At 54.5% G+C, this 22,701-nt stretch carries 18 protein-coding genes and 1 pseudogene; 9 read left to right on the top strand and 10 right to left on the bottom strand.

The features are described 5' to 3' along the window. Window positions 1–133 precede the first annotated feature (133 nt). The 3 genes from RY831_RS04815 (at window position 134) to RY831_RS04805 (ending at window position 4,634) form a co-directional block, all read left to right on the top strand. Window positions 134–1,189: a DNA-binding protein gene (locus RY831_RS04815; protein ID WP_326505172.1), complete on the top strand. Its 1,056-nt coding sequence runs from the start codon at window positions 134–136 to the stop codon at window positions 1,187–1,189. Between the two features lie 351 nt (window positions 1,190–1,540). Beyond that, window positions 1,541–4,099, top strand: a complete 2,559-nt coding sequence (locus RY831_RS04810; protein WP_326505171.1) for a heavy metal translocating P-type ATPase — start codon at window positions 1,541–1,543, stop codon at window positions 4,097–4,099. 355 nt (window positions 4,100–4,454) lie between these two features. Beyond that, window positions 4,455–4,634, top strand: coding sequence for a hypothetical protein (locus RY831_RS04805; protein WP_326505170.1), 180 nt, complete (start codon window positions 4,455–4,457; stop codon window positions 4,632–4,634). Window positions 4,635–5,103: 469 nt separating this feature from the next. Here the strand turns inward: RY831_RS04805 and RY831_RS04800 are convergent, their stop codons facing one another. The 3 genes from RY831_RS04800 to RY831_RS04790 form a co-directional block, all read right to left on the bottom strand. Continuing rightward, window positions 5,104–5,868, bottom strand: a complete 765-nt coding sequence (locus RY831_RS04800; RefSeq protein ID WP_326505169.1) for a transporter — start codon at window positions 5,866–5,868, stop codon at window positions 5,104–5,106. Window positions 5,869–6,006: 138 nt separating this feature from the next. Continuing rightward, a complete protein-coding gene (locus RY831_RS04795) occupies window positions 6,007–6,282 on the bottom strand; it encodes a hypothetical protein (RefSeq protein WP_326505168.1) in 276 nt (91 codons plus the stop codon). Between the two features lie 354 nt (window positions 6,283–6,636). Then, a complete protein-coding gene (locus RY831_RS04790) occupies window positions 6,637–7,692 on the bottom strand; it encodes a porin (RefSeq protein WP_326505189.1) in 1,056 nt (351 codons plus the stop codon). 362 nt (window positions 7,693–8,054) lie between these two features. On the opposite strand from RY831_RS04790, the gene RY831_RS04785 reads away from it, so the two are divergent. The 3 genes from RY831_RS04785 (at window position 8,055) to RY831_RS04780 (ending at window position 10,285) form a co-directional block, all read left to right on the top strand. After that, a complete protein-coding gene (locus RY831_RS04785; protein WP_326505167.1) occupies window positions 8,055–8,984 on the top strand; it encodes a cation diffusion facilitator family transporter in 930 nt (309 codons plus the stop codon). A gap of 202 nt (window positions 8,985–9,186) precedes the next feature. Beyond that, window positions 9,187–9,540, top strand: a complete 354-nt coding sequence (locus tag RY831_RS33530) for a four-helix bundle copper-binding protein (RefSeq protein WP_496196636.1) — start codon at window positions 9,187–9,189, stop codon at window positions 9,538–9,540. Between the two features lie 400 nt (window positions 9,541–9,940). After that, complete coding sequence (locus tag RY831_RS04780; protein ID WP_326505166.1) at window positions 9,941–10,285, top strand: CzcE family metal-binding protein; 345 nt, start codon at window positions 9,941–9,943, stop codon at window positions 10,283–10,285. Window positions 10,286–10,701: 416 nt separating this feature from the next. Here the strand turns inward: RY831_RS04780 and RY831_RS33400 are convergent. Next, a pseudogene (locus RY831_RS33400) lies at window positions 10,702–11,842 on the bottom strand (IS3 family transposase). 224 nt (window positions 11,843–12,066) lie between these two features. Between RY831_RS33400 and RY831_RS04770 the strand changes: the two are divergent. Together RY831_RS04770 and RY831_RS04765 are read left to right on the top strand one after the other, a co-directional pair. Beyond that, window positions 12,067–13,224: a porin gene (locus tag RY831_RS04770; protein ID WP_326505164.1), complete on the top strand. Its 1,158-nt coding sequence runs from the start codon at window positions 12,067–12,069 to the stop codon at window positions 13,222–13,224. A gap of 351 nt (window positions 13,225–13,575) precedes the next feature. Further along, window positions 13,576–13,917 (top strand): CzcE family metal-binding protein, encoded by a 342-nt coding sequence (locus tag RY831_RS04765; RefSeq protein ID WP_326505163.1) that lies wholly within the window; start codon window positions 13,576–13,578, stop codon window positions 13,915–13,917. Between the two features lie 130 nt (window positions 13,918–14,047). On the opposite strand, the gene RY831_RS04760 is transcribed toward RY831_RS04765, so the two are convergent. Then, the gene (locus RY831_RS04760) at window positions 14,048–14,581 is read right to left on the bottom strand and encodes a hypothetical protein (RefSeq protein WP_326505162.1); all 534 of its coding nucleotides are present in this window, start codon (window positions 14,579–14,581) and stop codon (window positions 14,048–14,050) included. A gap of 1,595 nt (window positions 14,582–16,176) precedes the next feature. Here RY831_RS04760 and RY831_RS04755 point away from each other — a divergent pair. Next, window positions 16,177–17,166 (top strand): porin, encoded by a 990-nt coding sequence (locus tag RY831_RS04755; RefSeq protein ID WP_326505161.1) that lies wholly within the window; start codon window positions 16,177–16,179, stop codon window positions 17,164–17,166. Window positions 17,167–17,282: 116 nt separating this feature from the next. Here RY831_RS04755 and RY831_RS04750 read toward each other — a convergent pair whose 3' ends face one another. The 5 genes from RY831_RS04750 to RY831_RS04730 form a co-directional block, all read right to left on the bottom strand. Then, the gene (locus RY831_RS04750; protein WP_326505160.1) at window positions 17,283–18,857 is read right to left on the bottom strand and encodes a tetratricopeptide repeat protein; all 1,575 of its coding nucleotides are present in this window, start codon (window positions 18,855–18,857) and stop codon (window positions 17,283–17,285) included. Between the two features lie 128 nt (window positions 18,858–18,985). Next, window positions 18,986–20,398 (bottom strand): heavy metal sensor histidine kinase, encoded by a 1,413-nt coding sequence (locus RY831_RS04745; RefSeq protein WP_326505159.1) that lies wholly within the window; start codon window positions 20,396–20,398, stop codon window positions 18,986–18,988. Continuing rightward, window positions 20,395–21,066, bottom strand: a complete 672-nt coding sequence (locus RY831_RS04740) for a heavy metal response regulator transcription factor (RefSeq protein ID WP_326505158.1) — start codon at window positions 21,064–21,066, stop codon at window positions 20,395–20,397. The genes RY831_RS04745 and RY831_RS04740 overlap by 4 nt, the downstream gene beginning before the upstream one ends. Window positions 21,067–21,227: 161 nt before the next feature. Then, the gene (locus tag RY831_RS04735; RefSeq protein WP_326505157.1) at window positions 21,228–22,178 is read right to left on the bottom strand and encodes a cation diffusion facilitator family transporter; all 951 of its coding nucleotides are present in this window, start codon (window positions 22,176–22,178) and stop codon (window positions 21,228–21,230) included. 69 nt (window positions 22,179–22,247) lie between these two features. Next, window positions 22,248–22,679: a hypothetical protein gene (locus RY831_RS04730; protein ID WP_326505156.1), complete on the bottom strand. Its 432-nt coding sequence runs from the start codon at window positions 22,677–22,679 to the stop codon at window positions 22,248–22,250. Between the last annotated feature and the right edge of the window lie 22 nt (window positions 22,680–22,701).

The following is a 22,701-nucleotide window of genomic DNA, read 5'->3' as shown; positions in this document are numbered from 1 at the left end:
TCGAGTCCATCATAATGGATAACTCCCTATTATTCTAAATCAATTTCACCCCGCCTCTTCCATCTTTTCTGCGTTAAAATACCACGTAATAACTAGTACGTAATTCATTACGCTATTCACGGAGCATTTCCAGATGGCTAGATCCGGCATTTACAAAACCGACGTCAAGCGCGCACGCGATGCCTTGCTTGCACAGCGCGTTCACCCGTCGGTCGACGCCGTGCGTATTGCGCTCGGCAATACCGGCTCCAAAACCACCATTCACAAGTATTTGAAGGAACTCGAGGAAGAAGACGGTGGCCCCAAGGAAATTGGCGCAACCATCAGCGAGGCATTGCAGGATCTGTTGGGACGTCTGGCTGGTCAGCTACAGGAAGAAGCCAACGTACAGATCAACACAGTGCGTGCCGAACAAGATGCAATGGAACGCCGCTACGCCGAAAGCTTGGCCGCAGCACGTCAGGAAGCGGACCAGTGGCAAACACGAGCGCAGCGCCTGGAACAAGCTCTAGCCGGCGAACAGTCTGTCCATGCCCAGACCCGTGAGGCCCTGCAGCGGGAAACTGTCCTCCGCCACACCGCCGAACAGCATGCTGCGGACTTGAAGGAGCGGCTTGCGGAAAACGATCTGCATTTGCAGTCTCTCGAAGACAAGCACCGCCATGCGCGCGAGGCGCTCGAACATTACCGGCAATCGACCAAGGAACAGCGAGAGCAGGAGCAGCGACGGCACGAGCATCAGGTTCACCAGCTGCAGGCGGAACTGCGGCTGGCTCAGCAAGCGGTTGTCGTCAAACAAGAGGAAGTGACACGCCTGAATCAGGACGGTGTCCGGCTGGTATCGGACCTTAGCCACGCGCAGAAGGGACTGTACGATGCACAGACACAGCTAAGGCAATTAGAACAGAAGGTTGAAACCTTACAAGGCGTCGACCAGCGTGCCGCCATGCTGGCCGCGCAGTTACAGGACAGGGATCAGCAAATCAAAGCCATGACTGAGCGAATGGCCGCAGTGGCCGCCCAATCGGACGCGACTGAGGCCCGTCACCGGGCGCTGGAACTCGAACTGGTCACGACACAAGCCAAGCTCGACACACAACGCGTTATTGCCGATGAGTTACGCCAGTATGTAATAAAAGCCACACAAGCCCCAACCCAGGTAGCAGATTTGCAAGGCCCATCTACTTGATCCTTCCCACATATTGATAGGAAGTTTCCGTCGATAAAACCGGGCGTTTTGCTTCACCATACGGCAACACGCGGGTGCGCCTGTTTATATTACCTAATGTGTCTCAATCAGGCTGCCGGGATGAGCCTTCATGCAATTGCCCGGTCCAAGCGGTTATTGGGAAAAGTACAAGCACGGTCAAGCTGGTATCATTCGAGCAAGTGACAATAATGCAAGTTTGGTTAACCAATAGAGGGCAATCGTATGACTGCCTGCCCTCGCCGTACTTCGCCAGCGACAAGCGCAGTGACGTCCGCCGATAAAATGCTTCTCCCGGCCGGCCCTGCCTCATAACAACGAAAGAGAGTGCCGATGAACGAACCAACGACTCGGCTGCGGCTCGATCTGCCGCTGCTGTTGCCCGACGTCCAAGACGCCGACGACCGATGTACCGGCCGGTTGATTGCCGCATTGTCGGGAAGGCCCGGCATCGCCGAGGCGCACATCGCGCGCGACGGTGGCGCGCCGCAGCTATGTATTCACTACGACCCGGCGCAAATCAACATCAGCCGCGTCCGAGAGTTGGTTCATGCCGCGGGCGCGCAGGTCAGCGAGCGCTTCGGGCACTTGGTCTTGCGCGCCGACGCAGCGCTACACGCACGCGCAGCGCGCAACGTCGCCAACGGCTTGCGCAGCATACCTGGTGTGCTCGAAGCCGATGTCGCCGCTTCTGGCGCGGTGCGGATCGAATACGACCGCCAGAAGGTGTCGGCGAAGGCGTTGCTGGCACACGCCGCCACGTTGGGCCTCAAGGCGCTCGATGCAGCACCCGCAGACACGGCGAAACCGGACGACCATGGCAGTCACGAGCACGGCAAGGACGATGGCGATCACACCGGCCACGACCACGCGAAGGCAGTCGGTGACCATGCCGGCCACTCTCACGGTGGCGGCCCATTCGGCGAGATGACCGAACTCGTCTTCGCCGGCGCTGCCGGCGCGCTGCTGGGCGTCGGCTGGCTGCTCGAACGCGTGGCTACCGGGCCGGCGTGGCTGCCCACGGCGCTGTACGTCGCGGCCTATTTCTTCGGCGGCTACTACACGGGCCGCGAAGCGTTTGACAACCTTCGCGCAAAGCGCTTCGAGATTGACACGCTGATGCTGGTGGCGGCCATCGGCGCTGCAGCGCTTGGCAAGTGGGTCGAAGGCGCCTTGCTGTTATTCCTGTTCAGCCTGGGACATTCGCTGGAGCACTACGCGATGGGTCGCGCCCGTAAGGCGATCGAGGCCCTGGCCAAGCTGGCGCCGGAGACAGCGACCGTGCGGCGAACGGCCGGGACTGAGGAAATCGCCGTCGCCGCATTGCAGGTGGCCGACGTCGTGATCGTGCGGCCCAACGAACGACTGCCTGCTGACGGCGTGGTGGTGGTCGGCACCACCAGTGTCAATCAGGCACCGGTTACGGGCGAGAGCGTTCCGGTCGACAAGCGGCCGGTGGCCGACGCGAAGGCGGCGCTGGCCGCATTCGACCGCGTTAGCGCCGAGCACCGCGTTTTTGCCGGCACCATCAACGGCTCGGGCGCGATCGAGGTGATGGTTGCTCGCCGCGCCGAGCAATCGACGATGGCGCGAGTGGTGAAGATGGTCACCGAGGCAGAGGCGCAGCGCTCGCCAACGCAGCAGTTCACCGAACGCTTCGAGCGCCTCTTTGTGCCGGCTGTGCTGGTGCTTGTAGTGGTGCTGCTGTTCGCTGGGGTGGTGATCGACGAGCCGTTCTCAGCCAGCTTTTACCGCGCGATGGCAGTACTGGTGGCGGCCAGTCCTTGCGCCCTTGCAATTTCGGTCCCCAGCGCTGTGCTCAGCGGTGTGGCACGCGCTGGCCGCGGCGGAGTACTGGTCAAGGGCGGCGGGCCGCTGGAAAACCTGGGCACGCTGACTTCAATCGCCTTCGACAAGACCGGCACATTAACGGAAGGCAAGCCGCGGCTGACCGACGTGGTTGCGATGCCGGGGGTCAGCGAAGACGAGCTGCTGGCCGTGGCCCAGGCGGTCGAGCAGCGCAGCGACCATCCGCTGGCTTCGGCCGTCGTCGCCGGTGCCACTGAGCGGCTCGGCGGACGGGTCGCGCTGCCTGCAGTGTCCGACGTCAAAAGTATTACCGGGCGCGGCGTGCAGGCGCAGGTTGGCGGCGAGACGGCGGTGATTGGCAAGCCGGTGCTATTCTCTGAACTGCCCGGCTCGACGCTGCCGCCCGAGGTGGCAGCCGCCAATGACAAGCTGGTTGCCGCAGGCCGCACGACGATGGTGGTGCGCCACGGAGAGCGGTTCCTGGGTGTCATCGCCGTGATGGATACGCCACGGCCGGTGGCCGCACAGGTGATGACCGAACTGCGCGAACTTGGCATCGAACGGCTGATCATGATTTCGGGCGACAATCAGCAAGTGGCCGAGGCAGTGGCCAAGAGCGTGGGCCTGACCGAGGCACGCGGCGACTTGATGCCCGAACAGAAAGTCGATGCGATCAAGGTGCTGCGCGACAAGCACGGCAAGGTCGCGATGGTCGGCGACGGCGTCAACGACGCGCCGGCAATGGCCAACTCGACAGTGGGCATCGCGATGGGTGCGGCGGGCTCCGATGTCGCGCTGGAAACCGCCGATGTCGCGCTGATGGCTGACGACCTAGCGCAGTTGCCTTTTGCCGTCGGATTGTCGCGTAGCACCAGCCGCATCATCAAGCAGAATCTTTATGTGAGCTTGGGCGTCGTCGCGGTGCTGATCCCGGCCACGATCTTCGGCCTGAACATCGGCACCGCTGTGCTGTTCCACGAAGGCTCAACACTGATTGTCGTGGTCAACGCATTGCGACTGCTGGCCTACAGGACAGCTGCGCGGCCGGCCGCTGGTGCGGTGCCGAGTGTGGCTGCCGCTTGACAGTAGACCGCACACCGAATTCCTGAATGAACCCGACCCGATGCAGTGAAACTAGGTCACCCCACCACTGCGAAAGTATCACCATGCAATGCCTGGTTCGCAAGGACGCTCAGCTTACAATGAGCAACCGTGAGAACATCGAGATCGATTTCTGCCCGCAATGTCGCAGCTCGCACCGCGGGAGCTTTCTGAAGCGGCTGTTCGACTGAGAGCACACGCCTTTGCACAATCTGCCACGATCTCTTGGCTGTGCCCGTTGGCGGGGACATTCCCTTTGGTTAGTGCGGCTAAGCTGTGTTTGATAAGACCAATCGCGAGTGCCTACGGATCATAGCGAGCTTAACGATGCCCAGTAATGAATAGCCAACTTGTCAAAGCGGGTGGCTACCTCGTGGGTTTCCTTGAGCCAGCCGACACAGCGGTCAATGACGCTGCGTCGCTGGTATTGCTGGGCATCGAAGGCAGGTGGCGGGCCCCGGCGATGCCGGATTTGGTCCAACCGCTCGGGATTGACGGCACGGATGTCGTACGGTGAAGCAAAACTTCCCAGTTTTATACAGGAAAAGTGCCAATACTGGTAACTAGTGAGAAAAATCTGTCAATTATTCGATGTGATCACTTGATCAAGGCAATCACTTAGGAAGAACTCACACTAGGCAAAGATTATTTATTTGAGACGCCCTTGGCGGAAGAATAATGTCGGCTTGGTAGAAGGCTACTGCCGCTCGCCCAAGGCTAGGCAAAAGGCAAGGTGCGGCCATCAGGAGTCCACCAGCGGAGTACCTCTATGCTCCAAAGTGGGCGATCAGAAAGTCGATGCCAGATAGATCGAGGAAGATTTCCAACGACTGCCCCTTGTTGAGTACATGGGCGTACATATTTTTGTGTCTATACGTCAGTATGGCAAGCAGGTATTGCAGGTTTCGGAGGTCATAGCTAACTTCAATCGGATGGGTTGCATACCAGGCATACAGCCTCCACGCACAGAGTTAAAGGGACGCAAGTCACCAGAGGTTCGCAATTGGCACAACAAAGCCGCTAAACACAGACCAGTTGTTGGACGCGCGGTTGACTCCCTTCGTTAAGCCGATATCAATGGCATAACGTTTGTTTGGACTGTAGACGACAGCAGCCAGAAACTGAGACTCCGTCGGGGTTCCCCTGCGGCGCATGCCCGACACTTCAGCGGTGCTGCTCCAGTCACTCGACAATTCTGTCGACAACGCTACCGATAATCCTTTTTGCGTTCTTGCCACACCTGGATCTACCTGACCGATACGGGTAGCGTTGATGTTGGTATCCATGTGGATCGGGCCAAAGTCTTGGCTATAAATGCCGTTCAACGTGTATTCGACCTTGCCGACACCGATAGCGTCTTTTGCAGTCGGAAGCTTTGCGCCAACTTCCAGGCCGAATGCAGTCTCATCCCGAATAAGAAATGCACGTTTTAATGTTACTGTCGTATCACCAACACCATTCTCCCGATTTCCTACTTCGTCCCGTGTCCGGATGTGTGCATCTCCGCCGAGCAGTACTCCCCATTCCTTCGTGAAGCCGAGCTTGAATAAATATGGAAGGCTGCCCTCGCGGTCAGAGCTGACTTTTTTATGTAGACCTCCCAATTCGAGCTCAAGTTGGCCCGGGCGGGATAATTGCGCAGGGTTCGAAACGGACGGGCGGTACGGCGTAACGTCACCGAAGGTTTGCGACCAAGCGGCGGTCGACATTGCCATAAGTAAAACGTAAACAATCGACTTCACGAAGAGCATTGTATTCTCCATATATAATGGTTACGCCAGGTAAAAGGTAGAAGTAATCTGGAGCGTATAGAAGCAGATATGGCGCTGACGCAAAGTCTATCGATTGGTTGGCCGGCCATAGTAGGCATGGGGATATATCACTCACACTCATCCGGAGAGCAGTCCTCTCCACCCTTCGATGACTATCGATAGCCCATCGACGGAACGTTTGAATACCTTTCTATGGAAGGTTTTCATCTTGTAAAAGGCTTGTTCAATGGTGGTTGAGGTCTGGACTATACTGTGAGTAAAAGTGCCTAAGCCAGCTTCCGTCATCGCCTCCTTGATACCGGCCAGCTTGCTTGAGCTCAGATTACCGAGCGCCATCATGTGTCCAAGGTGCAGCACCTGCGCCAGGGCGATCGGCCAGACGCTGACAAGCATTCGTAAGCGTTACCAGGACTTTGGGTCGGCATGGGCATGCGAGAGTCGGCTCGCGTGGCATGCCATGGTATTGTGATTGATAAGGAAACTGCACGCAAGTTGATTTAAGGATCTGCGTTCCGACGAGATGCCAAGTCACGCAGGCGAGGCTCCTCAGTTCATCACTGCGGTGGCTGGCGCCAAATTTGGTACCCACATGCCGGCTGCGGCTGCTAGCGTGGAATCAATGGACCGTTCCTAGGCCTTTCAAATGCGCGCCCGCTATCTAGCGGGCGCAGCCAAGCTTTCGGAACCCTTGCAAATTATCGGAGGTGTAAGTGGCTGGCATATTAAACGCCAGCAGGAAGACCCCTATCAGAAGCGATGCTGGATCCCTACTGTCACGCCCGTCTGGTTTGTGCCAAACCCAGCGTCATCCCGTGACAAGCTGACCAGTTGGTTGTTTCTGCCCCGCACATAGCCAGTAGTACCGTACACGAAGGTGCGCTTAGATAACGTGTACTTGGCTTGCAATACAAGCATAGTTGGATCGGCATCGGCTCCTGCGGCTACATTCTTAATGTTCTGATGGTACAACGCCGTTGTCAACGTCAATGCCGGCGATACGTTGAAGTTCACGCCGCCCCACAACAGATCGCTGCGCAGATCAGCGCCGCCGCTAGCCAACGATCTCTTGAAGTTGCGGTACCCGCCTTTCAGATCGACGCTCTTTGAGACGTCATAAGCAACACCTAGGTGTATCGTGTCTGTCTTGTCGTAAGCGCCACCCGCAATGCGCGCGCCGTTGGCTCGGTCGATCACTGCAGCAAAGCTAACAGGACCGGTTGCATAGCCTACGCCCAAGGCAAGGCGAGCACTATCAGAGGAGCTTCCAGCAGCTTCCCCGAACGCATAGGTGGCACCAAGCTTGACACCGTTGAATGTTCCTTGGTACTTAATCAAATTCGATACGCCGGTCAACATGCCATCCCTGCGGCCCCCAGTCGCATTACTCGATGTGGCCCAAGAATACAGCGGCGCATATCCCATTGGGTCGAATGGCAACAGGAAATCGTAAGTTGTGCTGTACGAACGGCCGGCAATCACGCGCCCGAAATTGCCTTCCAAGCCGACGTTTGCCTGGCGGCCGAACAGCGCGCCATCAGATGCGCCGGTATCGAGCAAAATACCGCCCTCCAGCTGAAATAACGCCTTCAGGCCGGCGCCGAGGTCTTCAGTTCCGCGAAAGCCGATACGAGAAGTGTTGGTACCGCCAGAACTTTGCCGGATCAGGCTGTCGCCTGCCGCGTTCGCATTATTGACATACTCAACACCGGCGTCGAGCACACCGTACACGGTAACATTGGATTGTGCCTGAGTAGTGGCCGACGCTGCCGCAAGCAGGGCGAAGATGATGCTTGTTTGTCTCATGTAATTCTCCGATAAATTTTTTGTTTGAATCTGCTTCGTAGGCACCATGTTGCCGCGCCGGGACGAGCGAATGTAGCGACTCGAATCGCTACCTGAAGCTTGACACAAAGATACTTTCAATTTGCTTTCGATCGGCAGCAGCATACCGACACCAAATGCATCGCGTTGTCGATTTTTTTGGGCTTACTGAAACTGTATTTGTACGATTTGAACTTATCTTTTGCTATGTCGCCTCTCTCAGTTGAACGAAACTTTGCCCGGGCGCCTTTGTATTGCTAAATAGGGAACAAACATCCTTTGCAATCTCTCTCTCTACACAGGATTCCCAATGCAGCAATTCCAATGAGGAAAGGAGAATGGTAATGGGTTCAGGTCATTCGCATGGTGTATCGGCAGGTCAGAATGAACGACCGCTATGGATTGCGTTGGCACTGACGACAGCCTTTCTCATTGCTGAAGTCATTGGTGGTCTTCTGGTAAACAGCCTCGCTCTTATTTCCGACGCGGCGCATATGTTTACTGATGCGGCCGCGCTTGCGATTTCGTTAGTGGCGATTCGCATCGGCAAGAAACCCGCTGATAGTCAGCGAACGTTCGGCTATTACCGATTCGAGATACTAGCCGCCGCGTTCAATGCGATCCTACTGTTTCTGGTGGCGGTCTATATTCTATTTGAGGCCTACCAACGTCTGAAAAGCCCGCCAGAAATTCAATCCGGAGCGATGCTGGCAATTGCTTCCCTCGGACTTGTCATTAACTTGATTAGTATGCGCTTGTTAAGCGCCGGCAAGGAGGACAGTTTGAATATTAAGGGGGCGTATCTCGAGGTGTGGAGTGATATGCTTGGCTCGATCGGTGTGATCATTGGCGCTATAGTCATCCGCTGGACAAATTGGGGTTGGGTAGATTCAGCAATCGCAGTCGTTATCGGACTTTGGGTGTTACCCCGGACATGGATACTGCTCAAAGAAAGTATGAATGTGCTTCTTGAAGGTGTTCCAGAGGGGGTCGGTCTGATAGAAGTGGAAACTGCTATTCTTGCCCATCCTGGAATTGTCAGTATTCACGACCTTCATGTATGGTCAATATCAAGTGGCAAAGCAAGCTTGACCGTCCATGTGGTATCCGCGGATAAAGAATCGGATTGGCCTGCGTTGCTAACCGCTATCCGTACCATGTTAGCAGATAAGTTTGATATTCATCATACAACAGTGCAGATTGAGAAAACACCTTGTGAGCAGGAAAGCGGTCTTCACGTGTATATTCCCATGACATCTGCGCACGATGGGTAAGGTTGCACCTTCACAATCACAGTGAAAATGTGACCTCAGTTAAATTTTGTAAATGGTTTGCTAAAGATCGGCATACCTTGATGTTGATCCGTATTGCCGCAGTACGGATGTAGTTTTGATAGCTGCGTGATCCTGCTGCTATATGCAATCTGCGGTTTCATCCTGACATAGCGAACTTTACTAGTCCATCCTGAAAGGCACGATGATGAACACAGAAATTACAAGCCATGATTTGCAGGTCTGTATCGAAGCATGCGAGGAAGCCTTACACGCATGCCAAGAGTGTGCTGCGGCTGATATCCGGGAAGGCGGCGGCGCCCAGTGTGCACTGATTAATCTCGATTGTGCAGACATATGCGCTGCTACGTTGAAAGCGCTAGCGCGTGGGTCCGATCATCATGGTGACTTCTGCGCACTTTGTGCTCACCTGTGCCGCGTCTGTGCCCAAGCGTGTGCGTCCCATGCGGATAAGCACAGCCATTGCGCTCGATGCAAGCAGGCGTGTGAAGCATGTGCTGCAGCATGCGACAAGCATGCAAGAGAAAGTGATGTCTAAAGTACCCGCGTAGGTTGGCAGGAGCGCCGATAGCCCTTAGGAAGCTCCTGCCAACGTGACTGTCAACAAAGTGGTTGTAAATTTCCATGTGGAATCGAACTTCGCAAGATGTTCGTTAAGGGCACTATCTTGGCAAGCTGATGTTCTAACTTGTTGCGAGGCCGAGCGTTCAATCACATGATGAACAATATAGGGAACATTGTGCTTGATACATGGACGCGCGATATCTTTGCGGGTGAATCGGTAAGGCCAATGCAGTAGTTCAACGTGTTCAATGACAAAATTGTAATCTGGCAGTCACGTTCGTGACACGCTTGTTCCTTTATTCTTTGACACTGCTGAGAACGTTTGGACTACGGACCTAATCGGCAAGTTAAGTCTTTTAATTAAAGGAAAAAAAATGGCATTCTCAACATTTACATATCGGTTCGCCATTCTGCTTGTCGGGTCTTCTATTAGCGTATCGGTTCTGGCAGCATCCAGTGCCAAGCAGGGAATGTATGGCTCGCCCGCATCGGCCAGTAATATACAACGCACCATCAACCTGAATAAAAATTACGTCAACGTGGTGCAAGGGGAAACTGTACGGTTCGTGACTCCGAACGGCGACGCATTCATCTGGACGTTCGATACATGGACAACGAATACCTTTAAGCTTGCCAACATTGCGCCCGAGAACATCCGTGTCGGAAATGCCACGGTATTCGTACAGCCAAACCCGTTATATTTAGGAGGAAGTCAATAAGCTGGCGAATATTACTTCCTAGCGAAGATGAGCTGGTGAAGGGCGGGCCTACGCTGCGTTCTAGGTGAGGATTGTATAAGCGCAGAGATGAAACTTTGCAGCGCAAGGTCTCGTCGATGCATCGTTAATCAAGGGTGGAGGACCATGGTTATAGCCATAGGGAACATTTTTATCGTGTTATTCCTGGTAGCTATATATGTGTTTATCAATTTTTTATTGGCGAAGAAACTGGTCAAACTAATCTCAAAATGAATGAAGATTATGGCGCCTCCACTTCCTCTGTCCTTCATCTTGCTCATGGAAGCGCCCTGCCTAGACTTAGGCGAAAATTAGGTACTTGTAGAGAGTGCTTTAAGGGCAATGACCCTGATATGGAAATTTGTAGCTACTGTTCAGGCAGTCTTTAAGGTCAATGATCAGCCCGGGTTTTTGTAGCCATAGCCAAAGTTAGTCCCCAGCTCTATTTTCAGATGCCGATGTCCGTTCAGCCTGTGCTGACGGGCGAACTCGGCTGGTCCGGCTTTCCCCACGCCTGTGAGGACGACTCTTATCGTATTTCTGTTGTCATGCCATGATATGCATTCTGGCATTTGTTCAGAGATTCAAACCAGTGGGCGTTCAAACATTCATCTCGAAACGTCCCGGTATAGGACTCGACGAACGCATTGTCAGACGGCTTGCTTAGACGGCTAAACTCAATGCTGACTTTGGTGTGGTATGCTCATAGGTCGAGAATCTGGCTTGTGATTTCACTGCTATTGTCACAAAAAGTGTACGCGGAACACGACTAGCCTGACGCAGCTGATTAAGTACCGATATCACGTCCGTGCCAGATTAACGCTGCCCCCAGATTGCTAAACACTCGCGGGTAAAACATCAACGATAGTCAGGCAGCGGAAGCGGTTGCCGGTTGCAAGTTGGTCTGCCACAAAGTCCACTCCATGCCTGATTCGGTCGCGATGCTGGCTTACGCTGCGTTCCTGTGACTTAGGCTTTCGATCGACGTCCGTGCCGATATCGCAGTGCTAGACCTTCTTCCCGATAGATCCGTTACATCACGCCTCGCTGTGCGGAAATCCTTCTCGCTTGAGCAGCATCCCTATCTTGCGGTAGCCGTATCGCATTCTTGTCGTTGCCAGCTCCTTCATCCGCAATCGCAGAGCGGTTTGTGGGTTGAGGCAGCTCTTGTAGCTGTAGACACGACGTGCCATTCCGATCAAACGACAGGCATGTCGCTCTGAAGTCGTGTAACGGTTCTTCGGGTACTCCACGATGGCGCGTCAGGGAGCTGTCTTGACCATTTTGTTGATGAAGTCAGTCAGCATTGCCTTGTCCAGGCTCAGTTTAGCGACGATCTTCTTCAAGCGCTCATTCTCTTCCTGCAATGGCTTGAGTTAATGAGCCAGATCTCTGTCTAGACCTGCATACTGCTTCTTCCAGCGATAAACGGTCTGCTCCGTGCTGCCGATGCGGCGGATCATTCTGCGCCGGCATTCCGACTTCCGCTTCCTTGAGCGCCACCACGATCTGTCCCACCGCGAATCGTTTCTTTCTCATGCAAAACCCCTTTCTATAAAGGCAAGTTTCACTGAAAACGAATTTTGGCGCTTCCTACATTTTTGCAGAGCCGGTCAAATACATCCTTCACGGGAATTTCCACAGAGAAAAATCTAGGTCACCGGTTACAAAAACACGACTTCGTGCAAAAAAAATTATGCCAAGTGTGTGGTAAAAATGCGAAAAAGACATGCAGATGGAGGCTTGCATTTTGCAAGTGTAGTATGATCTTGTCTTGGAAATTTCCACTTTTGCAAAGCGCGATGTTCTGTAAAGCGCAATGCAGGCAGCTCTTAAACAATTTCTTGTTGCTGTTAGATTTCCAAACGACAACCTATTTGGGATTGAAAATGAAAAAATCGCTTCTCGCTCTCGCAGTTTTTGGCGCATTCGCCGGTGCAGCTTCTGCACAAACCAACGTGACTATCTACGGTGTAGCCGATATCGGACTTTCCCGTACCGACACCAACGCTACTGAACCGGTTTGGGGCCTCACCAGCGGTCAGCAGAATGGCAGCCGTATTGGTTTCCGTGGTACTGAAGATTTGGGCGGCGGTCTTTCCGCAATCTTTACACTGGAAAACGGCTACAACATGGATACGGGTACCCTGGGTCAGGGTAACCGTCTGTTCGGCCGTCAGGCATTCGTCGGTCTCTCCAGCACGTCACTCGGCACTATCAAGCTGGGTCGCCAGTATTCGCTGAACCACGATGCGCTGGTCTTGCTGGACCCCTTCGTAACTAATCTGGCTGGTAACACCGAAAATGCAGCCCCTGGCTACTTTGGCGGCTTGCCCTACTTTATCGCTGGTAGCGCAGCAGGTGGCCCGGGAGTTGACATCCGTGTCGACAATGCCGTCGTTTATCAGACCACCAACTTCGGTGGCTTGACCGGTGCTCTGCAGTACGGCTTCGGCGAACAGACAACTGCCTTCACCAATGGTCGTCAGATCGCAGCTTCTCTGACTTACGCCAACGGTCCGCTTACAGCACTGGGTACTTACCTGACCGCACGTAGCACCACTGGCGCAGTTGACCAGAAGTCCTACCTGCTGGGCGGCACCTACAACTTTGGTGTGGCGAAAGCTCACGTTGCTTTCCAAGACAACACACTCGAAACCGTTGCAGCTGAAGCAGAAAGCCGTACGCTCATGTTGGGCGCCACTGTGCCGGTCGGTCCGGGTAACGCGTTGGCTTCCTGGATCCGCGCGGATGACAAGAACTCCGACGCCAAGTCTGATCAGATTGCTCTGGGCTACACCCATCCTCTGTCCAAGCGTACCAACCTGTACACGTCGGCGGCATGGCAAAAGACTGAGGCACCGGCTGCTGCAGAAGTCAAAGCGACTATCTTCAACGCTGGCATCCGTCACCTGTTCTAATACCGGGTCAGGCTTAGCCTGCTTCAGTATTCAATAGAATAAGAAAAGGCACCCCTGGGTGCCTTTTTCTTTGATGGCCTTCTTGGCGAGGATAGCAGTAAAGCGGCTGCTCTTTCACGATGGGACCGCTCTGAACATGGTGAGCATGGCCGCTGCGGGTATAGCAGTGCATGCCGTGCGACGGGAAGATGGTTCCGATCAAGCGCCTAATGGGTGACTGGCAGATTACATAAACGTAATCTGCCAGTCACCTTTGCGTCACGGCTATTTAGCTATTCTTTAATCCTGCTGAGGCGTTCGGTCTTTCAATCTGAACGGAACGTCTGGTTTTTTCAATCAAGGAAGAAAAAAATGGCTATTTCAACACTCATCTCTCGCTTGGCTTTTCTCGCACTCACCGCATCTGTCGGCGCATCCGCAATGGCAGCGCCCAGTGTCAAGGATGGTATGTTTGGCTCACCCGCGCCGGTAACTAGCGCGCAGCGCACCATTGCGTTGAACAAGAATTACGCAAATGTTGCACAAGGCGAAACGGTAAGGTTTGTGACGCCCCAAGGCGAGAGTTTCGTATGGAACTTCGACACTTGGACGACTAATACATTCAAGTTGTCGGCGATTGCTCCAGGCAATGTCAATGTTGGCGATGTGAGAGTCTACGTAGAGCCGAATCCTTTATACCGCGGCAGCAACTAATTAGCGTCCCTTCGTGCTGGGGGTAAGTCGGTGGTAGAGGGCGTATCAAGCATGCCCGGCGAGATGGTTTTACAGTACGCGTCAGCGCTTAACCGGTGCTGACGCGTTTGTGTTTCTGGCGGTCGCTACATTACCTGACATGGTGGAACAGCCCGGGCACTGAGGCGCCGACCGACTCACCTGCAGGCTCAGGAAGCAACTGCTGCGATAACCTGACCCAATCTGAAGTTGCGATGCGTGCGTTGGTATCCAAGTCGATCAGCATGAACTGCAGCCTGCCTTCCTTTGTAACACTTCTCAATTCGTACCGGCCCTGAGGCCTTAATTCTGCCCTTAACTTGGTAACGGGCGTCTGGTTAGCCAAATGGCTGCCGGTTTGGTTATCGTAATACCATGCAGCGATCACCGTAGGGCCCGCATCAAAAGTATAGGTAGTACCATTGTGGCCTCCACTACCTTTTGTGCGGCGCGATCCGTAGAATCCAAGTTTGGTATCTCCGACCTGAACAAGTTTATTCACACCCCAGTGCGAAGGTCCAGATTCCAGCTTAATACGCTGCTCCGTAATAGTCGACGATGCCGAGGTCTTTGCGAAGTCGGTCGACGCACACCCGATGACGAGTGGTAAGGTCAAAACCGAAACGATAAGTGGAAATTTAAGCACAGGTTCTCCAGTCAATATTGTTTCAGTTATGCAACGCCGTTGAAGATATCTTATCGTCCCGGGTGCCTGTTGTAAATTTTTACCTGGATGAATACGTCTTAACAAAACCAGTTGCGAAAAAAACAAGTAAAAAGCATAGCTGGCTTTTGCAGTTTATAGGGATTACCAAACAGGACAGATCTCTTCGAATATAGCATGGTTATATAGAGCGAATGGTGCCTTGAAGAGGGGGTACGCTCTACTAGCAGGCCGGCAAGGCAGAAGTAAAGATCCTGAGGCGAGCGTGGCACGGCCTTTGCATACGAAAACTTGAGCATTTTTATCTCAATTTTAAGGAGCGCGTAATGTTCAAAGCAAAGGCAATGAGAAGCATGTTTGGGGCAACAGCAACCATCGTTTTCCTCGCAGCGACAGCCACAGCGCAAGCGCAATCGGGCACTGCAGGTTCTGGTTACGATAAATCGGGTCGGTCTACTGGTGATGCAACTTCTTACCCTGGCGGAAAGCCACAACAGGGTAGCAGCGCTACTAGTGGTGCTTCTGGTTCGAGCAGCACATCCGAAGCGTCAGGCACGTCTTCCTCGAAGCGCAAGAGCAGCAGCAAGGACATGTCTTCTGGTTCAACAGGAGCCCAAGACAACACGGCCTCGGCAAGCGGTGGCTCGACCCCACGCCCGTCTGGCAGCGGTCCTACGGCAGCGTCAGGCACAAGTAGTACCGGTAAGGCTGCCCCCAATTCCGGACCTGCAGGTACGTCCGGTACCTCTACTACGCCAGGACGATAACGGCACCGGTCTGAGTGCCCTAAGAAAGAGCTGATATCGAGCTCTTTCTGAGTTGCAACGTGCATCGTAGCTCTACTCGGTGAGCTAGGAACCATTTCGGACCAACGAAAATCACCTGAAGCCTATGTAAAAGCTGCCACTTATGGCGCAGATTTCAATCACGTCTGTTGTCATCGCCTCCTATGCCCGCGACCCGCATGATGCAGCATGCTATTTAGCTCTGGTCGTAGCCGCACCTGCAGGTAGTAGTCAAGACTCACCGTAAAGGACTGAGTGGGGCCGTGATCTAATGCGGTACGTCCTGCAGCAGATTCACCCTGATCTGGGCCCACTTTGCTACGCAAAGGCGACCGACGACACAGATCATTGGCCCCTTACATCGTCAAAACTCCCGTCTGTACGCGCGCGCTCAGTCAGCACACGCGCTCTCATCATCGCCTGCCTGCTTGCTTGTTATTGTATTTATAAGCACCTCAAAATCTGGCTTGTCAGGCTCTGAAATCAACAGAAAATCCAGGCGCCTCCGAGAAGACCACAAACCACTCGAGAAAATCGCATGTCTTGCAATGTTTCAAAAATGAGTTCCAGTTAGAACGGGCGCATTATTTTGTTGTGTGTTTGCCACAATATTGCCCACATTGAACAGTGAATGCAAAAAAAGCTTGGCTCTTATTCTTCATCTTTGATCCAATAGCACTGGCTTCTTATTCTGGTAATAAGAAGAGAAGCCTGAAAGACATACTACCTTATCCGGCCGGTATGTCTGAGCAAACAAAAAATTTAGCTCGATAAACCTTTGGGGATTAATAAATGAAAAAATCGCTTCTCGCCCTCGCTGTTCTGGGTGCTTTTGCCGCCAGCGCTCAAGCGCAGACTAACGTGACAATCTACGGTATCGTAGACGCAGGTTTCGTCCGTGAATTCGGCACGGGTCCCGACACAACCAAGCTCACCAGCGGTATCCGCAACGGTTCCCGTCTCGGCTTCAAAGGCACTGAAGATCTCGGCGGCGGCTTGTCGGCGATTTTCCAATTGGAAAATGGCTTTAACGTCGATACCGGCACAATGGGTCAAGGTGGCCTGCTGTTCGGTCGTCAGGCTTATGTCGGCCTGTCCAGTCGCACCGCTGGTACTGTGACCCTGGGTCGTCAGTATTCCCCGATCTTTACCTCGCTGGATGCAGTGGACCCGTTCGGTACTGGCCTCGCAGGTGCTGCTAATAACCTCTTCAGCACAGTCGTTCGCGTGAACAACTCGCTGAAATACACATCCGCCAATTACGCAGGCTTCAGCGGTGAAGTGCTGTATGGTTTCGGCGAAGTCGCGGGTGACACGGCTGCTAGCCGCACCGTGGCACTGGGCCTGAACTATGCAACTGGTCCGATTGCAGTCACTTTCGCACACAATAGCAGCAACAATGCCACCGATACCAACAAGACCAAGCTGTCGCTGCTGGGCGGTACATTTGATCTTGGCGTAGCCAAGCTGCACGCAGCTTTTGAAGCTGAAAAAGATGACGCCGGTCTCGACTCCCGCGACTACTTGCTCGGCGCATCGGCTCCGGTTGGTTCTGGTAGTGTTATGGCGTCGTACATTCGCCGTAATGACCGTAGTGCCCTCAGCCGTGATGCTGACCAGATTGCTTTAGGATATGTGCACAACCTGTCCAAGCGTACCAATCTGTACACTTCTATCGCTCGCATTAAGAACGATAATGGCGCAACCTTCACCGTTGGCAACGCAACAGAAGGCGGTTCCACGAGCAAGGCGTTTAACGTCGGCGTACAGCACCGCTTCTAATTGCGCTTAGCTCCTCTCCCATCGCTGGAAGGGAAGGACAAAAAAGGCACCCTAGGGTGCCTTTTTTACTTAGTATTGCAGGTTGGGCTGCAGCCGCTTGGCTAGTCTTGCCAGCCCTAGACCGAGCGACGCGCTACGTTATTGACAGGGTAGTCCGCGGCTTCCAGCGATTTCGGGTTGCCTTGCGCAAGAGCTGCATTCAACCGATATTGCTTTTGTCGAAAATTCCCTTCGGGCCCGCACGGCCCGCAGTCCACATTTTCGAAAAGCCTTGTCGCCCGGTTAAGCGCCTCGCGCTGCTCGCGCGTACGAATAGCAATCAGTTTACGCTTGGCACGGACACGCTCGGCCTTGATATCAACTAAAAAACATTGGCGCTGATCTACAGTATGAATGTCCAGCAGCAACGCTTCGGTTTGCGATAATCCAAACACGTACGCCAACTCGACGCGGGCCTTCAGAAAGGGATCCACATTTGGCCCGAAGCAGCGCAACGCGTGTTTGGCCCACTCCGCCGGTTCGGCACAGATGACGATTTTGTCGAGCAGCCTCTTTGCTTCCTGATGACCCATGGCAGCGGCCTTATTCAGCCAGTAAGCGGCGCGGATGTCATTTCCAGGATGATCGTGTCGCGCCAGCCATGCCTTTTTCCCGAGTTCCAGCTGCGCCTTGACGTGCCCCGCTTCACCAGCCTTTTCAAGATAGCGTTGCGTTTCCTGCTCACCGAGACTGGCGAATTCGTTTTTCAAACTAACCTTTGACATCGCGTACCAGGCGTCAGCATTACCTTGGGCAGCTGCCTTGGACAGCCACTGCATGGCGGCCTTGTAATTGGCAACGGTCGCAATGCTTTTGTCACGCTGCGCATCGGCGTTCATGCGCGCGCAACGCAGCCCGAGTAACAACTGGGATTCAACATCGCCATGACTGGCTGCGATCTCCAAAAAGCGATCTGTTTCATTCACGTCTTCCCAATTCAGGATAGACATTGCGTACCCACAGCGGGCCAGCAACTGCAGTTCTTCCAAGAGATAGGGCCTCGCCACCTTTTTACGGGACTTGTAACCAATAGCGAGCTCACGCGCCATCGGCAGCGACCACTTTAGGAAACTGCGGTAATCCTGATGCGCCCATGCCATATCGGCCAATAACCCCTGCGCGGTCACCTGACCATTTTCAGCAGCACGGGTCAACCACTCGAGATGGCGCACTGTCGTGAACGTCCCCGTCGTGTCGACGAACTCCGCCGGCAGCGCCGTCCCGGCTTCAAGATGCATGGCTAGCCATTCCTGAGCTTCAGGAATATCGGCGCGTGCGGCCATTTCAAGCGCGTGCCACGCCTTACTGCGCACGGCCTCCGAGCCAATAAGAACGTGTTTTTCTAAGATCAGGCGCGCAAATACATACCCGGCGTTCCAGACACCGGCGTCAAACGCCATCTCGTACCAGCGCAGGGTGCGGCCGGGATCGGGCGTACGTAGCACGACGTCGAGCGGAATATGCTCGCCAATCAGTAGCCAGGCTTCCCGTTCATTCTGCAGGGCGGCTTTCTCAAGCCAGTAAAAGGCAGTCATATGATTGACCGTGCAAGTACCCTCCCCGTACAAATAGCGTTTACCTAGTGCCACCTGCGCAGTTGTCTTTCCTGCGCGTGCTTCCCGCATTAGACGTACTTCTTCAATAGATGCCATATTGCGTTATCTAAATAGCTTTCGTGATTAGAACGGCACGACCGGTCTGGAGGCCGAATGTCAACGATACCAGTACTCTCATGGCGCACGTCGGAGTATGCTGTCGTGAAACCGCTTCACTGCGCCATTCAGCTGGGAGGCTTGACCGGGAACCGCAACCGGAACGTCGTCATCCCGTTGAGGACACTTTCTACCTCTACTTTACCACCATGCAATTTCATAATTGAATCAACAATTGCCAGACCCAGCCCGGTGGACGACCCCGACCGACTGCGTGACTGATCCGCCCGGTAAAACCGGTCGAAGATCCTGGCGAGATGAGCCTGTTCGATTCCCGAGCCCGGGTTGGCCACGCCGATGACATTCGATGTCGAGCCTCGCTCCAGATACAGGCGTACCGTGTTGCCAGCCGGTGTGAAACGGATCGCATTGGCGACCAGGTTGCTAACAGCTCGGCGAAACAGTGCGGGATCGGCGGCGATGGTCCCTTGCCCGTCAACGGTAATTTTGACCTTTGCATCCTCTGCAATGCCCTCAAAATAATCTGCAATCCGTTGCAGTTCGTTGAAAGCGTTAAGCGCCTGTACCGAAAGGGCGACCTGTGCATTGTCGGCGCGGGCGAGAAACAGCATGCTTTCGACCATGCGTGACAACCGCTCATACTCTTCCAGGCTAGAGCTAAACAGCGCAATGTATTCCTCGTTGGAGCGTGGCTGCGACAGTGCAACCTGTGTTTGCATTGTCAGGTTGTACAGCGGCGTTCTCAAGTCATGGGCAAGGTCGGCGGAAAACTGGGACAGCCTTTGGAAGCTGTCCTGCAGCCTGTCGAGCACCGCATTGAAGGATGCCACCAGGGTTTGCATCTCTGGCGGGGCCAGATGCGCATCCAGCCGCCGCTCGAGGTGCTGGGCGGTAATCGAGTGTGCTTGGCTGGCAATAATTTTTAATGGCCGCAGCGCCCGGCGTACGGCGAGATAACCAAGCAGCGCCGCCAGGACCGACGCGCCGATCATAGCGGCGAGCACTTCCTGTAGATAATCGGCCAATAGCTGCGTACGCTCGGAAGCCGTACGCCCGACGACCACCTTGACAGGTTCAGCGGCCTTATCAAGCTTTGCCCATGCTACGATGGTACGCGCTGTCTTTCCCGAAGCATATTCCCAATTCCAGATCAAACGAGGGTGCGGTTCCTGACCGATGGGAACAATTTGCGATGGCGTAAGTGCACCGGCCGCATCATGGTTTTTCATGAGCGTTTGTCCATTCACATCGACCAGCATCACGATTAGGCCATGATGTCCCATTGCGGCATCGATGAAGCGATGTTTGTCTTTAATAATGGCGGCGGAATCGGGCGTCTCCAATAAGATATGACGGAATTGCTCAATTTTTTCAACTAGCTCATGATCGTCGCGTGCGGCCAGCTGGCTCGCCAGGGCACGATACAAATAGGTGCCCACACACGCAAGAATGATCAGCGTGGCGATTGCATACAAGCTTGCCAGCTTGCCTGTCAATGTCATCGGCAAGCGGGCAATCAATCGCGTTCCTCTAAGACATAGCCCATGCCCCTAATCGTATGGATCAGTTTGTGCGAATAGGGATCATCGACCCTCACCCGGAGCCGCCGGATTGCAACATCCACGACGTTGGAGTCGCTGTCGAAGTTCATGTCCCAGACTTGGGAAGCGATTAGTGAACGCGACAGCACCTCGCCTTTACGCTTGGCCAACAGATACAGTAGGGCAAATTCCTTTGCTGTCAGATCGATGCGGTCGTTACCACGCACCACACGGCGCCTGACCACATCGATCTGCATATCCGCGATCCGGATCTGTTCAGCCTCGCGGATCGGACCTCGCCGCAACAAGGTACGAATGCGCACGACCAGCTCTGCAAACGCAAAGGGCTTGACTAGATAATCATCCGCCCCCAGCTCAAGCCCCTTGATCCGGTCCTCAACTTCATCCTTTGCCGTCAGGAACAGCACCGGCGTTTCTTGAGTAGCGCGCAATTCTTGGATGACCTGCCAACCATCCATCTCCGGCAGCATGACATCCAGAATCACGATGTCGTAGTGGGCCGACTGGGCCATATGCAGGCCATCTACTCCCGTGCGAGCCCAGTCGACGACGAATCCGGACTCGCTGAGGCCCTTGCGCAGGTATTCGCCGGCCTTGGCTTCATCCTCAACGACTAGCACGCGCATGGCTCACCCGATGGCAATATGGTTGTGCAAAATGATCAAGAAAAGCATGATAAGGCGGCGTCCATGCTTGGCATGAGCGCCGTACAGGAAACCACACGTTGTTGAAGATCATCAATGCCTCGTGGTCATAGTCGGGTGGCAGCTTGTGGCAGGGAGACTCACTAATGGTGGTGGTGTGCATGGCCTGCGTGGTTGTTATCGTGTCCCGGCCCTTCACCGATGATGCAAAGTTCACCTTCGAGTTCGACATCGACGGTGACGTGTTCAAACGTACGCTCATCAAGCAACCGACGAACGTGTGCCTTGGCCCCAATCATGTCGTCCCGGCTAGCCTCGCGGGCCATGACCAAGTGCGTGGTCAGCACGTGAACCTCTCCGTCAACGGTCCAGCTATGGGTATGGTGGAGGGACAGCACCTTTGGATACGCGAGCACTGCGCGCTCGAACTTGTCGATATCAAACGCCTCCGGTACTTTCTGGATGAACACGTTAAAGACCTTGCGCAGGTTGCGGAGGACGTTCCAGAGCACGAACAGGGAAATGCCAATCGACAGCAGCGGGTCGATAATAGGAAAGTCCCACAGTGTCATCACGCCGGCGCCGATCAGCACTGCCACCCAGCCGAGTGTGTCTTCGAGAAGATGCCAGCTGACCACCTGCTCTGTCAGCGATGATCCGCGCTTGACGCGCAACACGGCCGCGCCATTGAAAATGACCCCGATGATCGCCAGTACCATCATGCCTGGAGCATCGACCGGTTCTGGGGAAAACAGGCGGCTAACGGCATTCCAGAGCACAAAGCCAAGGCCAAGAATGAGCACCAGCCCGGTAATCAGCCCACCTAGCAGCGAGTAGCGGCGATAGCCATAGGTATTTTTCGCGGTGCTGCCACGTCGGGACAACCTGTCGAAATACCAGGCGAGGCCGAGCGATATGGAATCGCCCAGGTCGTGCACGGCGTCGCTAAGGATAGCGATGCTGTTGGTGTACAAGCCGCCGATCACTTCAATGATCGTAAACGTGAAGTTGAGCAGGAACGCCGTCCTCAAATTACCCGTGCTTGCGTGCCCATGTCCATGGCCATGACTGCCGTGTGAATGTCCGCCGCCCATAATTGCTCGCTCTTGTTATGTTGGTGTGACACGCTTGCCCCGATCGGGGCAAGCCATGTCTAGAGTGGTTTAATTCAGCGTGAAGCGTACGCTCTGCGGTTTGCCGCCGCTGGTTACAGACGCGACCACCTTGGTGCCCTTCTCTACTTTGAAGTTGCCTTTGGCTTCCAGCTTATTGCCCCCGGCCGGAACCAGCTTTACTTCAGACTTGTCGGCGGCCGACAGCAGGGTCAACGTCGCCGATGCATTTTTTGTGTCGACCGGCTTGCCATGGTCGGTCACGTACAAGGTGATCGTATCAGGCTTGGCCACCAGCTCGTAGTTGACATCCTTGATGACGGAGACGATGCCACCGTACGCAGGCTTGGCGTCATGCGCGTGCTCGCTGCCTTTCTTGTCGTCGTGGCTATGGCCCTTATGGTCATCGGCAGCCGTAGCGAGATGGGTAGTCGAAAGGGCAAGTACTGCGATGGCGGCCGAAGCCAGCTGATGCAATTTCATATCTTCTCCTGATGGTGGTAAA

The organism is Noviherbaspirillum album (assembly GCF_035916955.1).
In the GTDB taxonomy this organism is placed as follows: domain Bacteria; phylum Pseudomonadota; class Gammaproteobacteria; order Burkholderiales; family Burkholderiaceae_D; genus Noviherbaspirillum; species Noviherbaspirillum album.
Note: the sequence above shows the minus strand (reverse complement) of the source record. Positions and strands in the feature narration are given on the sequence as shown.

Bases quoted from the DNA above. Each gene is read 5' to 3' on its own strand.
- RY831_RS04815 (WP_326505172.1), top strand. From the start codon at position 134: ATGGCTAGATCCGGCATTTACAAAACCGACGTCAAGCGCGCACGCGAT.
- RY831_RS04810 (WP_326505171.1), top strand. From the start codon at position 1,541: ATGAACGAACCAACGACTCGGCTGCGGCTCGATCTGCCGCTGCTGTTG.
- RY831_RS04805 (WP_326505170.1), top strand. From the start codon at position 4,455: ATGAATAGCCAACTTGTCAAAGCGGGTGGCTACCTCGTGGGTTTCCTT.
- RY831_RS04800 (WP_326505169.1), bottom strand. From the start codon at position 5,868: ATGCTCTTCGTGAAGTCGATTGTTTACGTTTTACTTATGGCAATGTCG.
- RY831_RS04795 (WP_326505168.1), bottom strand. From the start codon at position 6,282: ATGCTTGTCAGCGTCTGGCCGATCGCCCTGGCGCAGGTGCTGCACCTT.
- RY831_RS04790 (WP_326505189.1), bottom strand. From the start codon at position 7,692: ATGAGACAAACAAGCATCATCTTCGCCCTGCTTGCGGCAGCGTCGGCC.
- RY831_RS04785 (WP_326505167.1), top strand. From the start codon at position 8,055: ATGGGTTCAGGTCATTCGCATGGTGTATCGGCAGGTCAGAATGAACGA.
- RY831_RS33530 (WP_496196636.1), top strand. From the start codon at position 9,187: ATGATGAACACAGAAATTACAAGCCATGATTTGCAGGTCTGTATCGAA.
- RY831_RS04780 (WP_326505166.1), top strand. From the start codon at position 9,941: ATGGCATTCTCAACATTTACATATCGGTTCGCCATTCTGCTTGTCGGG.
- RY831_RS04770 (WP_326505164.1), top strand. From the start codon at position 12,067: ATGATCTTGTCTTGGAAATTTCCACTTTTGCAAAGCGCGATGTTCTGT.
- RY831_RS04765 (WP_326505163.1), top strand. From the start codon at position 13,576: ATGGCTATTTCAACACTCATCTCTCGCTTGGCTTTTCTCGCACTCACC.
- RY831_RS04755 (WP_326505161.1), top strand. From the start codon at position 16,177: ATGAAAAAATCGCTTCTCGCCCTCGCTGTTCTGGGTGCTTTTGCCGCC.
- RY831_RS04750 (WP_326505160.1), bottom strand. From the start codon at position 18,857: ATGGCATCTATTGAAGAAGTACGTCTAATGCGGGAAGCACGCGCAGGA.
- RY831_RS04740 (WP_326505158.1), bottom strand. From the start codon at position 21,066: ATGCGCGTGCTAGTCGTTGAGGATGAAGCCAAGGCCGGCGAATACCTG.
- RY831_RS04735 (WP_326505157.1), bottom strand. From the start codon at position 22,178: ATGGGCGGCGGACATTCACACGGCAGTCATGGCCATGGACATGGGCAC.
- RY831_RS04730 (WP_326505156.1), bottom strand. From the start codon at position 22,679: ATGAAATTGCATCAGCTGGCTTCGGCCGCCATCGCAGTACTTGCCCTT.